17 protein-coding genes are annotated in these 13,862 nt (G+C 39.2%); 6 read left to right on the top strand and 11 right to left on the bottom strand.

Annotation, left to right across the window (positions count from 1 at the left end):
• Positions 1-6: 6 nt before the first annotated feature.
• The 3 genes from F9856_RS06565 to F9856_RS06555 form a co-directional block, all read right to left on the bottom strand.
• The gene (locus tag F9856_RS06565) at positions 7-879 is read right to left on the bottom strand and encodes a carbohydrate ABC transporter permease (protein WP_161941503.1); all 873 of its coding nucleotides are present in this window, start codon (positions 877-879) and stop codon (positions 7-9) included.
• Between the two features lie 141 nt (positions 880-1,020).
• Positions 1,021-2,256 carry an extracellular solute-binding protein gene (locus tag F9856_RS06560; protein ID WP_171943442.1) on the bottom strand — a complete coding sequence of 412 codons (1,236 nt, stop codon included), beginning with the start codon at positions 2,254-2,256 and terminating at the stop codon, positions 1,021-1,023.
• 12 nt (positions 2,257-2,268) lie between these two features.
• A complete protein-coding gene (locus F9856_RS06555; protein WP_202106132.1) occupies positions 2,269-4,443 on the bottom strand; it encodes an alpha-galactosidase in 2,175 nt (724 codons plus the stop codon).
• 104 nt (positions 4,444-4,547) lie between these two features.
• Here F9856_RS06555 and F9856_RS06550 point away from each other — a divergent pair, with 104 nt between their 5' ends.
• Positions 4,548-5,387, top strand: a complete 840-nt coding sequence (locus F9856_RS06550; RefSeq protein ID WP_202106117.1) for an AraC family transcriptional regulator — start codon at positions 4,548-4,550, stop codon at positions 5,385-5,387.
• A 31-nt stretch (positions 5,388-5,418) separates the two neighbouring features.
• On the opposite strand, the gene F9856_RS06545 is transcribed toward F9856_RS06550, so the two are convergent.
• Together F9856_RS06545 and F9856_RS06540 are read right to left on the bottom strand one after the other, a co-directional pair.
• Positions 5,419-6,579 (bottom strand): MalY/PatB family protein, encoded by a 1,161-nt coding sequence (locus tag F9856_RS06545; protein WP_202106116.1) that lies wholly within the window; start codon positions 6,577-6,579, stop codon positions 5,419-5,421.
• 3 nt (positions 6,580-6,582) lie between these two features.
• Positions 6,583-7,674, bottom strand: coding sequence for a cystathionine gamma-synthase (locus F9856_RS06540; RefSeq protein WP_009910498.1), 1,092 nt, complete (start codon positions 7,672-7,674; stop codon positions 6,583-6,585).
• A 201-nt stretch (positions 7,675-7,875) separates the two neighbouring features.
• On the opposite strand from F9856_RS06540, the gene F9856_RS06535 reads away from it, so the two are divergent.
• The 5 genes from F9856_RS06535 (at position 7,876) to F9856_RS06515 (ending at position 9,760) form a co-directional block, all read left to right on the top strand.
• Positions 7,876-8,142, top strand: coding sequence for a hypothetical protein (locus tag F9856_RS06535; RefSeq protein WP_202106115.1), 267 nt, complete (start codon positions 7,876-7,878; stop codon positions 8,140-8,142).
• 13 nt (positions 8,143-8,155) lie between these two features.
• Complete coding sequence (locus F9856_RS06530) at positions 8,156-8,410, top strand: hypothetical protein (RefSeq protein WP_024379708.1); 255 nt, start codon at positions 8,156-8,158, stop codon at positions 8,408-8,410.
• 9 nt (positions 8,411-8,419) lie between these two features.
• The gene (locus F9856_RS06525; RefSeq protein ID WP_202106114.1) at positions 8,420-8,671 is read left to right on the top strand and encodes a hypothetical protein; all 252 of its coding nucleotides are present in this window, start codon (positions 8,420-8,422) and stop codon (positions 8,669-8,671) included.
• Between the two features lie 77 nt (positions 8,672-8,748).
• On the top strand, positions 8,749-9,498 hold the full coding sequence (locus tag F9856_RS06520) for a tRNA1(Val) (adenine(37)-N6)-methyltransferase (RefSeq protein WP_105128564.1): 750 nt from the start codon (positions 8,749-8,751) through the stop codon (positions 9,496-9,498).
• A complete protein-coding gene (locus F9856_RS06515; protein ID WP_024379711.1) occupies positions 9,488-9,760 on the top strand; it encodes a GIY-YIG nuclease family protein in 273 nt (90 codons plus the stop codon). Before F9856_RS06520 ends, F9856_RS06515 begins: the two co-directional genes overlap by 11 nt.
• A gap of 14 nt (positions 9,761-9,774) precedes the next feature.
• On the opposite strand, the gene F9856_RS06510 is transcribed toward F9856_RS06515, so the two are convergent.
• From F9856_RS06510 to F9856_RS06485, 6 genes are all read right to left on the bottom strand, one after another.
• Positions 9,775-10,386 carry an FMN-dependent NADH-azoreductase gene (locus F9856_RS06510; protein ID WP_202106113.1) on the bottom strand — a complete coding sequence of 204 codons (612 nt, stop codon included), beginning with the start codon at positions 10,384-10,386 and terminating at the stop codon, positions 9,775-9,777.
• Positions 10,387-10,520: 134 nt separating this feature from the next.
• Positions 10,521-10,928 carry a GNAT family N-acetyltransferase gene (locus F9856_RS06505; protein WP_202106112.1) on the bottom strand — a complete coding sequence of 136 codons (408 nt, stop codon included), beginning with the start codon at positions 10,926-10,928 and terminating at the stop codon, positions 10,521-10,523.
• A 112-nt stretch (positions 10,929-11,040) separates the two neighbouring features.
• Positions 11,041-11,640, bottom strand: coding sequence for a DUF1648 domain-containing protein (locus tag F9856_RS06500; RefSeq protein WP_202106111.1), 600 nt, complete (start codon positions 11,638-11,640; stop codon positions 11,041-11,043).
• Positions 11,627-11,905, bottom strand: coding sequence for an autorepressor SdpR family transcription factor (locus tag F9856_RS06495; RefSeq protein WP_044668379.1), 279 nt, complete (start codon positions 11,903-11,905; stop codon positions 11,627-11,629). Before F9856_RS06495 ends, F9856_RS06500 begins: the two co-directional genes overlap by 14 nt.
• A gap of 263 nt (positions 11,906-12,168) precedes the next feature.
• Positions 12,169-12,594, bottom strand: a complete 426-nt coding sequence (locus tag F9856_RS12160; protein WP_236659566.1) for an ABC transporter permease — start codon at positions 12,592-12,594, stop codon at positions 12,169-12,171.
• Positions 12,595-12,746: 152 nt separating this feature from the next.
• Positions 12,747-13,670, bottom strand: coding sequence for an ABC transporter ATP-binding protein (locus F9856_RS06485; RefSeq protein WP_202106110.1), 924 nt, complete (start codon positions 13,668-13,670; stop codon positions 12,747-12,749).
• Between the last annotated feature and the right edge of the window lie 192 nt (positions 13,671-13,862).

Raw genomic sequence — 13,862 nt, 5'->3', positions numbered from 1 at the left:
GTCCTCCTAAATTTCAAATTTCTTCGAAATTCTCATCTGAATCAATGAGATGACAATAATGAAGATGAAAAGTACTACAGCCAAAGCATTGGCATACGAGAATTTGTTGTCTACAAAGGCATAGTTGTAAACAAGTAAACCCAAAGATTCTGTTTTGCCATCTGGGCCACCACTTGTCAGTGCAAAGATAAGGTCAAATGCTGTCAAACCTGACTTCATTGCCAAGATGAAAACCATACTGATAGATGGTAATAAGAATGGAAGTTCAATATTGAAGAATTGTTGAGAACGAGTAGCACCATCAATCGCTGCTGCTTCTTTCACATCTTCTGGAATACTTTGTAAACCAGATAAGAAGATGATGACTGGCATCGCCAGCCCTTGCCAGAGAGCCACAAAGAGTACGGCTGGAATAACAGTATTTTCTTGTACCAATAAATTTTCCATCAACCAATCAATATGTAGTAATTCTCCAATTTGTGTAAAACCATAGTTGAACAATTGAACAAAAATCAAGCCTAAAGTAACGGTTGAAAGAACCGCAGGGAAGAAATACCAGGTTCTAAAGAAACCAACAGCTTTGATCTTACGATTGAGGAGACTAGCCAACCAAATCCCTATAACAATTTCTCCAATGACCAAACCAATGGTGAAGATAATGGTAAAAGTCATAGACGTATAAAAATCAGGATTCTTCAAGATATCTAGATAGTTTTGAACGCCAATCAAGCTGAAATCTGATGTCAATCCATTCCAATCCGTCAAGCTATAATAGATACCCGTAAATAAGGGATAGAAGAAAAAGATTAACTGTAGACCAATTGGTATGGCAACAAATAGATAGGGCCAATATTTGGCAATAAATCCTTTTTGATTCATCATGGTACTCCTTTTTTCTATAATGTATAGTTGCTTAGGGACAGTTTGAATGAAAGGTGTGGTTAGGGGGGATTCAAACTGACCCTAAGCAACTATAAAGAAGAGCTAGGCTGTTCTAGCCCTCCTTATAGTTTTCTTGAATTATTTTTTCATTGGGTCAAAGAATGCATTTAGTTTTTTCACTAATTCTGCTGAGTTTGGATTTTTTACCATTTCAACAGTAATGTTCCAGAACTCATCTTCTGATTCCCATTCAGATTGCAACCAAACTACATGTTTGTCAGTGAAGGCATATTGTGTCACTCCAGCAGTTTCTTCAAACTTACCTTCTGTATCTACACCTTCAACTGAAGTTGGTGAGCCATCTACATCATAGTATTTCTGGATAACTTCTGGACGAGAAAGGTATTCTAGGAATTTTTTAGACTCTTCTGGGTGCTCTGTATCTGCTGAAATAGATAGAGCAAGGTCAGCTGCACCGATGGTATAGTCGCCACCTTCTTTATCGCCAGGGAATGTAAACATACCATATTCAAATTCTGGTTCTTGTTGGTTTACAGCTGTAGCTGCCCATGTACCTTGTGGAAGCATGAGAGCATCACCTGCTGCAAAGGCTGCCACCGCATCTGCATAGAGCGCGCCTGTTGCACCTTTTTGACCATTATCTGTCAACAGTTGCAAGCGTTCTAAGACAGCTTTTGTTGTCGCATCATCTTGAATCGCTCCCTTTGCACTACGAATCAGAATATCTTCTGCACCATCAAATCCACCTGCAACAGTTACCCAAGCTAACTGATGGTAGCCGTTCAATGACCAAGCATCGTTCAATGAAAGAGCAAACGGTGCTGCACTGCCATCAGCCTTGATTTTGTCTACCAAAGCCACAAATTCTGCATAGGTAGTTGGAACTTCGAGCCCCAATTCTTTGAACTTATCCTTATTATAGTAAATACCATAGGCATTTGCTGTCAAAGGAAGGGTGTAATTTTTTTCATTAACAAGATATGGCGTTACAGCACCATCTTTTAGATGACTGAGACCTGCATCATCACCAATTTCTAGGAAACGACCATCCGCTGCGTATGCTTTGAAGTCCGCATTTTGTGGATAAATGTTGATGACATCTGGCGCTTCGTTATTTGCCATACGGGTTTTCAGAACAGTTCCTGCATCTGGTACATTTGAAAATTTAACATCAATCGTAGGATTTTCTTTTTCAAATTCATCAATAATTTCCTGAAGAGTAGCCTGCATTTCAGGTTTTTGTGAAAAATATTCTATTTCTACCTTATCGCTACTACTTGCATTCCCACAAGCAACCAAGAAGCTGGCAAAAGCACAAACCGATGCACATTTTAAAAATGTTTTCATTTTCATTATAAAATCCTCCTAGATTTTGTTAAAAATATATTGTACACTAAAATAATCTTTTTGAACATGTGGCATTGTAAGACCGATGTTCATCAGTTCATCCCCGTAGAATGTTTCTCCCAATTGAGGGCATTCATACAAGGCATCCGGGTCTAGCCCCTTCAACCGGACATGAAGCAATGGTGCCTCCGGCTTAGCAAGAATTTTTACAAATGTAAAGACCGCTTGATTCTTATCTTGACTAACATAATTGGCAGCCCAGGTATTGGGCGTCTTTTTCAGACGGTAGAGCTGACCGAATTGTATAGTTTTACGAATGGAGTGATAGGTTTCGATTTGCTGACTGATTTCATCCAATTCCTTTTCCGAAAGTTTCGTTAAATCCAGCTCGTACCCAAAGGCTCCTCCCATCATTGCCACATTCCCACGTGTTGCAAGCGGAGTGATTCGACCGACTTGATGGTTTGGAACAGCCGACACATGGGCTCCCATAGAAGAAGCAGGTAAAATCAAACTAGTCCCTTCTTGGATAGAAAGTCGACCAATCGCATCTGTATTATCACTAGCCCAAGCCTGTGGCATGTAATAGAGTAAACCTAAATCATTTCGGCCACCGCCACCAGCACAGGATTCAAAAAGAATATCTGGGAACCGCTTGGTAAGGTGGTCTAATACACGGTAGAGACCTAGCATGTAACGATGGTGGAACTCAAAGCGCTGGTCATTTGCTAAACCTTCAGGGATATTGGTGATATTACGGTTCATATCCCATTTTACATAAGAAATATTGGCTGATTCTAATATGGAAGAGACGCTATCAATGATGTAGTCACAGACTTCCTGCTTGGTCAAATCCAAAACTAATTGTTCTCGGCTGTAGATTGGTAAGCGTCCTTCTGTTCGAATTGCCCAATCAGGATGTTCACGATAAAGATCGCTATCAATAGAAATCATCTCTGGTTCAAACCACAGTCCGAATTTCATGCCAAGCTCATTTATTCGCTCTGCTAAGCCATTCAAACCATTTGGCAACTTATCCAAATTGACTTTCCAATCGCCCAATGAACTTTCATCATTGTTTCGTTTACCAAACCAACCATCATCCAGAACAAATAATTCAATACCAGCTCGACTTGCGACCTGAGCTAACTGTAAAATCTTTTCTTCTGTAAATTCGAAATAGGTCGCTTCCCAGTTGTTGATTAAAATGGGTCTTGGTTTGTTTACAAACGATGATCGAATGAGGTGTTTTGTGATAAAGTGATGACTATTTTGTGTCATGCCAGTAAATCCTTTATCAGTATATGATAAGAGAACTTCTGGAGTTTGAAACCAATCATCCTTATCCAATTGCCATGAGAAATAGTGACTTTCCAATCCTAGTCCCAATCGACTGGTTTCCATGGCTGTCGTTTCGACAAATGCTGTAAAGTTGCCACTATAGACAAGGTGGGCTGCATAAACATCGCCCTTGTCCTCACTTGCATCGGGTGAGGCTAGTGCTAAGAAGGGTGTTCTTGAGTGACTTGAAGCACCTCGAATGCTACCAATCGAATACTGACCTTTTGTCAATGGAGTCTGTGTCCACTCTTTTTCATAAGCATAACGTCCTGCCAAGCTGTGAACAATGAAATCTTGATGTGGAAAATCAAGCGTTGCAGACAAGACCTTCTCTAGTTTGCATGGATATTTGCCAGTTTGAATTGTAGCTGACCGTGCGAGATAGGAAGCTTCTTCAAAAACAGAATACTGAAGTGTCACGGTAATATCTGTCAACTGATCATAAAGATCAATTTCAAGACTCTCTACCTCTTCTTGATTTCCAAAACTTGCTGGTAATCCCCTCAGTTCTTTTTTCCCCTTGTATAATCGATACTCTTTGTATTTTAGGTCAAGAGTGACTCCAAATTCATTCCGAACATCTAATGCTGAGGTTCTAAAATCTCCCAGACCATTGCTGGAATATTCGAGTGGGAGGACATCCAATGAGTATGTCCTATCCCCAGTAATTGGACTCGGAGAAAACGATCGATCTAAATATGTTATTTTGTTTCCATCGCTAAATTTTTCGATTTTTTTCCCAAAATAACGATGAACCAGATCGCCTGTTTCCAACACTTGGATGATATAAGAGAATTCTCTTGTTTTCAGGTGGAAAATCTGTTTTTCATTATAAATCTCAATCACATTCATCTCTCCCATCTCTTCTTTATGCTATTATTTTACAAAATGAAAACGCTTTACTTAATAGTCTTTTGTATTTAAAACATGTTATAATGTTTCCTAGGAGGATTGAAATGAATATTCTAAATATCTATAATGAATTGGATAGTCATAATTTTGACCTAAATGTAGACCATTACGGTGCCGAACAATGTGACAAGGGCTATTCCTTCGGTCCTACTATCCGTGATAATTTTGTCCTGCATTTTATTACAAAAGGAAGAGGAAAAATTCTTGTTGACGGAAAAACAAGCTACCTTGCTGCAGGCGATTTGTTTATTCTTCCAAAGGATGTTTCCATTTTTTACCAAGCTGATGATATAGACCCGTGGACCTATATATGGGTTGGTTTTAGTGGTTCACGAGCAAAAGACCTACTTAATCAAAGTCAACTGCTAGAAAACTACTACCTCCACTCCAATCTAGAGTCACCAATTCTAGGCTACATGCATCAGATTAACCATGTTCAGATGCATCCCATCCCCTCTATCACAGAATTGGTCTTAATTGGCTACCTCAACCAACTCTTAGCAGCACTCATCGAGGAATTTCCCAGTGAAACATTAATTAAGCCTGAAACACAAACCAAGCACTATGTTCAGCAAGCCATCAAGATGATCCATAACCACTATGCCCATCCAATTAAAGTTTCTGAAATAGCAGATTTTCTAGCTTTAAGCCGAAGCTATCTCTATAAAATTTTTAAGCAGGAAACTGGCTATTCTATCAAAGATTATATTTTACAAGTAAAAATGAATCGTTCTTGTCAACTATTAGAAGATGCTTCTCGGAATATCACTGAAATCGCCTATTCTGTCGGATACCAAGACCCTCTCACCTTCAGTGCGGCCTTCAAAAATTATTTCCATATGAGCCCGACAAAATTTAGAAAAATACAAAAAAATAAGGATTAGGTGATTTTACTCACACCTAGTCCTTATTTCTTTATCCAAAAACCTTACCAAGTCGCTGACAGGCTTCTTCAATGACATCAAATGGAGCTGCTACATTCAGACGCGCATGATGCTTACCTTCCTTACCAAAGGTCAAACCATCATTCAAAATCAACTTCGCTTTACAATGAAGAATATCAAAGAGCTCCGCATGCTCTAACTCATAAGCAGAAAAATCAAGCCAGATGAGGTAGGTTCCCTGGGGCTTCATGACCTTGATCCTTGTATGGGTTGCCAAATACTCCTCAACAAAGTCTATATTTCTCTCCAAAATAACCTTCAACTCCTTCAACCACTCATCTCCATAAGTGAAAGCAGCTTCTGTGGTTAACAAGCCAATCGTTGGAATCTCGTGCTGATTATTTATCAATTGACGCTTGGCGAAAGTCTTGCGGATGCTTGGATTTTCAATGATTGCAAAGCTATTTTTTGTACCAGCGATATTGAAGGTCTTGGTCGCAGATGATAAGACAATTGAAAAATCTTTGAAATTTTCATCCACCGTATTAAAGGTATCATGTTTGTGACCATATAAAGCCAAATCTTGATGAATTTCATCTGAGACAAGGATAACACCATGTTTCTGACAGAGACGACCAATAGCTAAGAGTTCTTCCTTGCTCCAAACCCTACCACCTGGATTGTGTGGATTACAGAAAATATAGAGTTTCACTTGATTCTCTACAATATCCTTTTCAAGCTGGTCAAAATCAATCCTAAAAACACCATCCACTTCAACAAGTGAATTGGTAACAAGCTGGCGATTGTTCAATTTTACAGTCCGCGCAAAGGGTGGATAGACTGGCGTGTTAATTAGGACTGCATCTCCTTCTTCTGTCAAAGATTGAATAGCCACAGATAAGGCAGGAACAACTCCTTCGATGAGCAGGATGGACTCTCTTTCAATCTTGTAGCCATGCTGTCTATCTTCCCAGTCAATAATAGACTGATAGAGGCTGTCACTAGCATAAGGATAACCAAAAACATGATGATCTGCGTAGTCACGGATAACTTGGCGAATTTCTGGTAGAGGCTCAAAGTCCATATCTGCTATCCACAAGGGTAAGAGTTCTTTATCCGTCTCTACTTTTCTCCATTTTTCCGCATGCTGGGATAGACGATTCGGACTATCTATAAAATTATACTGTGTCATATCTTATCCCTCCAAGGCTGTTTTTAAATCTACAATCAAGTCTTCCGCATCCTCTATACCAATAGACAGACGAAGCAAATCATCTGTCAAACCGTAAGAATGACGGGTTTCAGCTGGAATGTCTGCGTGGGTCTGAGTGGCTGGATAGGTAATCAGACTCTCTACTCCACCCAGACTTTCAGCAAAGGTAAAGACTTTCAGGGTGTTGAGAATATGGGGAATCCGACTTTCATCTACCACCTTAACCGAAATCATCCCACCTTTTCCTGTGTAGTAAACTTGCTTGACTGCTGGACTCTTCTCCAAATAGGCAACAATTTTCTGAGCATTTTGTGTCGCCCGCTCCATTCGAAGCGAGAGAGTTTTGAGTCCACGCATGAGTAAGTAAGAATCCAGTGGAGATAGGGTTGGACCCGATGTATTTTGGTCATAAAAGAGCTTATCATATAGGGCTTGATCATTGGTCATCAAAGCGCCAGCTAGTACATCATTATGCCCAGATAGGTACTTTGTTGCTGAATGTAGGACAACGTCCGCTCCTAGAACAAGTGGATTTTGGTAGATAGGGCTGTAAAAAGTGTTATCGACAATCACCTTAGCACCTTTGGCATGGGCGATAGCCGAAACCTTAGCGATGTCAAACTCCACCATGAGTGGGTTAGTCGGTGTCTCCAGATAAACATAGTCTGTCTCTTCGGTGATGGCTGCAATCAGCTCCTCCTCGGTGTTTGCATAGGTAAATTGAAATCTACCGATACTCTCTTGCTCATTGAACCAGCGGAAGGAACCACCGTACAAATCACGCGCCGCTACCACTTGACTCCCTACAGGAAAACCATTAAAAAGTAAGACCAGAGCAGCCATTCCCGAGCTCGTTGCTAAGGCATAGTCGGCCTTTTCAATAGCTGCCAAAGTCGTCTCTAGACTGGCACGTGTCGGATTTTTTGTTCTCGTGTAGTCATAACCTGTCGATTGACCAAACTCAGGGTGTTGATAGGTCGTCGAAAGGTGGATAGGGGAAATCAAGGCACCTGTTCTCTCATCGCTATTGATGCCCGTATGCGCTAAAATCGTATCAATCTTATAATCTGTCATAACATCTACTCCAATCTAACTTACAATATAGTCTAGCATGAAATAGGAGATTTGGTGCGAAAAATATCCAAAAATACTTATAGAAAAACAGCAAGCTTTGTTATAGTTTTTCTTTATAACAATAACCATACTGGATTTACCGATAAATACTTTTAAACCTATAATTTATTTGATATAATAAAAGAAAGAGAGGTGATTGTAATGAAATTCCAGTTTAACAAGCATTTCTATCGTTATAGCGCCTTCTATTCTATGATTTTTTGGACTTGTTTTTTACTGCCAGATTTCTTTAGGGATAACTCTCCAACTCCAACTTGGTATAGCCTATTAGCCTGTCTGATTATTTTTATCAATGCCATTCGAACCTTTTTCTTCAAGGAAGAAAAAGAACTCACTCGCATGGGCTACATCTTCTATATCGGATTGATTGTGGTGATTATCTATCTGAAATTCATTTTGGGTAAATAGAAAGGAGCTTACTATGTTTAAGAACTTCAATACAGCATTTTATCGGACCTGGGAATTTTACTTGTCTCTTGCCTGTATCCTACAAGTGATTTATGCTGCTGTAAATGGACCGTTTTGGTTTATCCATTTTCTCAAGCTTGGAGTCGGACTTTATGCTGGTTATCTAGCTTTCTTTAAGTCACGTAGCTGGATTAAAAAAACATGGCAACTATACTTAGTCATTAGTTTTATTGTCAGTTGGATAATCGTTTCCTTCTTTGTACTGTGAGGATTTTATATGTTTAAGGAATTTAATAAAGAATATTATCGGAGTTTGAATTTTTATTTAATGATATTGTTATTATTAGGTAGCATTGGAGAATGGTTGGACAAGGGGCCAACCCTCTGGCTTGGGCTCTTGCTTTTTGCTTTCGTCGGTACTGCCCGAAGTGCCTTTTGGTCTAATGAATGGATGTTGAGGGCAAATTGGCAAATCTATCTCTGTATCGCATTCTTGCTTGTTGGGGTTTGGGTAGAATTTTTTAGTTAGGTGATGAAGAGCGTTGAATGCTCCTTTTTCTTCCAAAATGAACAGAGATTTTCTGCTAAAGATGGTATAATAAACCTATGCAAAAAATTGATTTACTAGACGGAGAGCGGATCGACCAGCTCTTCTCGACAGATGTTCAGATTATTCAAAATCGGGAGGTTTTTAGCTACTCGATTGACAGCGTTCTTCTTTCACGGTTTCCAAAAATGCCTGCTCAGAAGGGGTTGATTGTTGACCTTTGTAGCGGAAATGGGGCGGTGGGGCTATTTGCCTCTACACGCACCAAGGCACAGATTATTCAGGTTGAATTACAGGAACGCTTGGCGGATATGAACCGCCGTTCCATCGCCCTCAACGGTCTGGAGGAACAGCTTTCGGTCATCAATGACGACTTGGCTAATCTGCCACAGTATGATTTGCGGTCCAAGGTTGATTTGATGCTCTGCAATCCTCCCTACTTCAAGGTGGACGAGGGTTCAAACCTCAATGAAAGCGAGCATTATCTTCTGGCCAGACACGAAATTGCGACCAACCTAGACAGCATTTGTCAGATGGCCCAACAGGTGCTCAAATCCAATGGTCGCTTGGCCATGGTTCACAGGCCCGATCGATTTTTAGATATTTTGGACACGCTGAGAACCTACAAACTAGCTCCCAAACGCATCCAGTTTGTCTATCCCAAGGCCAGCAAGGAGGCCAATATGTTGCTGATTGAGGCTATCAAGGACGGCTCGGTGGATGGGCTGCACATCCTGCCACCTCTGGTTGTCCATGAGGAAAACGGCGACTACACTCCTGCCATTCGTGAGATTTATTATGGAAAATAAGGCCTACTTGTATGTTTTGGAATGTGCCGACGGGAGTCTTTATACTGGTTATACGACTGATGTGGAGAAGCGGCTTGCTACCCATAATCGTGGGAAAGGGGCCAAGTACACCCGCGCACGCTTACCTGTCAGCTTGCTCTATCAAGAAGCCTTTGCTAGTAAGCAGGAAGCCATGTCTGCCGAGGCTTTGTTTAAGAAACGCAGTCGGCAGAGTAAATTAGATTATATTGCAGAAATGACAAAAAAACCTCGCTCCACATAGGGCGAGGTTTTGACTTAAAATGTCTCCAAAATCGTATCAATCTTGGTCATTGCCTCAGCATAGATAGCTTCAGCCTGGCTTGGATCGGCCGATTGTCCTTCGATAAAGATCTGATGAATGTCTTCAAAGCCAAGAAATTCAAAGATAGACTTGATATACTGGGCTGCAGGATCTTGACCTGCATAAACGCCACCATTGGACTGGATGTGCAACAATTTTTTGCCCTTGACCAAGCCGATAGACCCCTCAGGTCCATACTTGAAGGTCAGGCCTGCTACATTGATGGTGTTAATCCATGAAACGAGCTGGCTAGGCACATTGAGGTTCCAAAGAGGATTGACGACGACAATCTTATCTGCTACCAGAAATTGCTGGGTCAAGACATTGTAGCGGTCCAATTGCTCTGCTTGCTCAGGACTGATACTCTCGCCTTTTTTAGCAGCTCCCATAGATTCTAACAAAGGCTTATCCAAAGCTGGAATCTGGTCTTCAAATATATCAACTATTTCTATCTTATCCTCTGGGTGCAAACTGGCGTAACGAGTTTGAAACTCTTCCAAGGCCCGCAAGGCGTAGGACTTTTGTGCGTCAAGGGGGTGGGCCTTTACAATTAATACAGTTGCCATTGGTTCTCTCCTTTATCATCCGTTATTACTAATTATTGATAAATACATTCTACTCTTTTTGATTTGAAATTCAAATCATTTGCTCAAAGCAAAAGGCTGGCCAACCAGCCTTTTGCTTTTTTTAGATTGTTTTATTATTTTAAATAGGTGTAAGCGACACAGTCCAGGCTATCAACGGCTGTAAAGCCAATTGCCTCATAGAAAGACCGTGTTTTCTCAGTATTGTCCGTCAAGAGATGGAGTTGATAAATACCTGGAAAGTGGGCAATAGCTTGCTCTAAAAGATTGCGACCAATTCCCTGACGCTGATAGGGTGGCAGGACCAAGATGTCCTGAATAAAAACGATTGAATGCCCGTCGCCAACTGCCCGCAAAAGACCAACTAGACAGTCACCATCAAAGGCCGCAAGAACCAGCAGACTGTTCTCTATAGCGTTTTGCAACATATCTGGACGGCTGGTATATCCTGTCCAGTCCACAGAAGCATAGATTTCAAGGACTGCTTGAAAGTCAAGTTGAGGATTTTGTTTGTAAGTAATCATGTCTTTCTCCTTTGCATTGTTATTTTAGAATACAAAGGCTTTGTCCATTGTTAAAATACCCATGGTCGTACCTCCTGTTTTACTACAATTAGTATAACAAAAACTGCTCCAATTATGAAGCGGTTTTAAAATGCAGATAAGCATAATAGATACTAAGACTTACAACAGAAATACCAACCAATATCATTACAAGGATAGATAGGGTTGGTGAACCCAACAAACTTACTAACTGCAACAACCCACCAATCATCAAGAGATAGCCTGACTGCTTTCTTCCCTTTCGTTCTATTTCATTGGTCTTGCTATCCAATTCCTCCTTGGGTAAATAATTTCCTATCACCATATAATAGATAGCCAGCAGTCCAATAACAAGTCTCCGGTAATCCAATTCTCCTCCTAAATTATACCAGAGTAAAGAAACTTGAATGATGAGAGCCAGTAGCGGAAAAAGCCATTTGACCACTCGAATGACTGGTGTTTTCCCTATCCCTTTCACATCATAAAGTACACAAATGAATAGGTGAACACAAAAGAATAGTAGCGGTGTCAAAATCATCATATACTTGGCCATAGAGCCATTTGGCTCACCATTTACGCCAAAATGCGTTACCATGGTATCTGGCAATGCTCCATAGTAACAAATCATCAATACAGCAATCAGTAGGAATATACTAGAAGTTGCTAATAATGTTTTTATGTCAATTTTCTTCATCTTGTTGCCCTCCTAAACTTGCAATCCAAACCAAGACTTCTTCAAAGACCGTATAGTTTAGACGATAATAAATAAAATTTTTCTGCTTTTCCTCCAAAATTAATCCAGCTTTTTTCAAAGTGGATAAATGATGAGAAACTGTTGCTCCTGTTAATTGAAATTGTTCAACAATTTCCCCAGCAGACTTCGGCCCCGACTTAAGACTATCTAGAATTTGCCTACGAATAGGAGCAGAAATTGCCTTCAAGGTTTCGGAAAGCCCCATACTATCATTTCCTCCTTCTTTCTAGTAGCAATTACTCTTCAATAAAACTTGAAGCCTATATTTCTTTAGTTTAATCATGATTAATTATTCAAAATAAATTTTTCAAAATTAAATCTCTTAACGACAACAATAAACATCACAATTACTACGAACAGTAAGATGGATATGAAAACAATCGTTTCAAAAATTCCTAATATTAAAACTCCTGACGATTGGGATATCAACATCCCTAAAATCGGAAACACTATTATCATCGCAATTCCTTATGCAGATTTGCTATTTTTGAAATATTGTGAACTTCCAATAATGAGCAGAATTGACAATAAGATAAGCAATGGGGAAATGACGAAAACTACTAACAACCAAGTAAGATTCGGTAAGATAATATGCCCAAAGTTGCTCCAACCTAATATATTAACCATCGTTGAATAGATGATAACTGACGTAATCGTTACTAAAAATGCTGGTATTGCGCATGCAAGAGCCTTACCCAAAATTAAGTTCTTAGGAGATAAGGGAGTATATAACAACCCCTCCATGGTCTTGTTCTCCTTCTCACCAATAAGACTACTTACTGCCAATATGGAAGAAGCCATGATTGGAACCAACATGAATAACGGTAAAAAGAAATAGGTAAAAATAGCATAATATGGTAAATTTGCAGAAGTCACATAGCTTGGATACTTCAAAATTTGAAAGTGTTCTAAAAAATCACTTAATCCAGCAATACTAGTGGTGACACCTCCATTAGCACCAAAGACCAATATCAGAGAAGGAAGCAATATGCTAATAATGATTGGAGGAAGGAACAGACTCAATTAAATCTTTTTTAACAATTACTTTAATTTGATAGCTCTTCATAATGAGTACCTCCAACAATTCTAAAGTATATATCTTTTAAAGATTCGGTTTCCTGATGAATACCGTAAATAGCATTTTCTTTAGCTGATAATTTTTTTACAATTTCTGGAATATTGTCAAGTCTATCTACCTTAATATGGAACTCAGTATTCGAACATTTCAATATAGCCCCAAGATAGGACAGTTCTTCCAAGTCATTTGGATGAAAATGTCCTTGAAATTGAACTATTTTTTCTGTTTTTTGAAGTGCATCTAAGTCACCACTTTGCAAGATACAACCGTTTTTTAGGATACCTATACTATCTACCACTCCATCCATTCCATAAAGATAGTGAGTGCACATAATAATTGTAATACCTTCTTTTTTCAACTGTTTGATAAAACTATAAAATTCATCAATGGCCTCTGGATCCAAACCTGTCGTAGGTTCATCCAATATCAATACTTCTGGATTATGCAACATAGCTCTAGCGAGCATAACTTTTTGTCTGTTCCCTTTACTAAGACTCCCTACAACCATGTCTAGATACTGTTCTAACCGAAATAACTTTTTTAAAATACTTATTCTAGAGTCAATCTGACTATTGTCCATACCATAAATTTCTCCCCAAATAGCCAGGTTCTCCTGAACAGTTAGGTTTTCGTAGAGATTTCCATCATTTTGAACACCAATACGTTGCAACAACTCTGTTCTGGAATTTTCCGTCAGTATCATATCAAATAGTTTAACCGTTCCCTTATCAGGGTGTAATAACCCTAAAATAATTCGAATTAATGTCGTTTTTCCAGCACCATTTGGTCCAAGTAATGCAAAGACCTGACCTCGCTCAATTTTTATAGAAACATTATTAATGATACTTTTTGAACCAATTGTTTTCTGAATTCCATTTACTTCAACAACCATTTTATTCCCTCCTATACCTATAAGACCCATGAGAAATGAAGCATGCTCATGAAGAGAATTGAGACAGTAAAAAATTCATCGTCAGTATTTAGAAATATTTCTAAATAGAATTATACTCTATTTTTATTGTTTGTCAAGAACTATTTCGATTATTTTCTAAATAGATTTCAAAAAAAAAAAAAAAAAAAAACA

It is taken from the genome of Streptococcus suis (genome assembly GCF_016743335.1).
In the GTDB taxonomy this organism is placed as follows: Bacteria; Bacillota; Bacilli; order Lactobacillales; family Streptococcaceae; genus Streptococcus; species Streptococcus suis_Y.
Note: the sequence above shows the minus strand (reverse complement) of the source record. Positions and strands in the feature narration are given on the sequence as shown.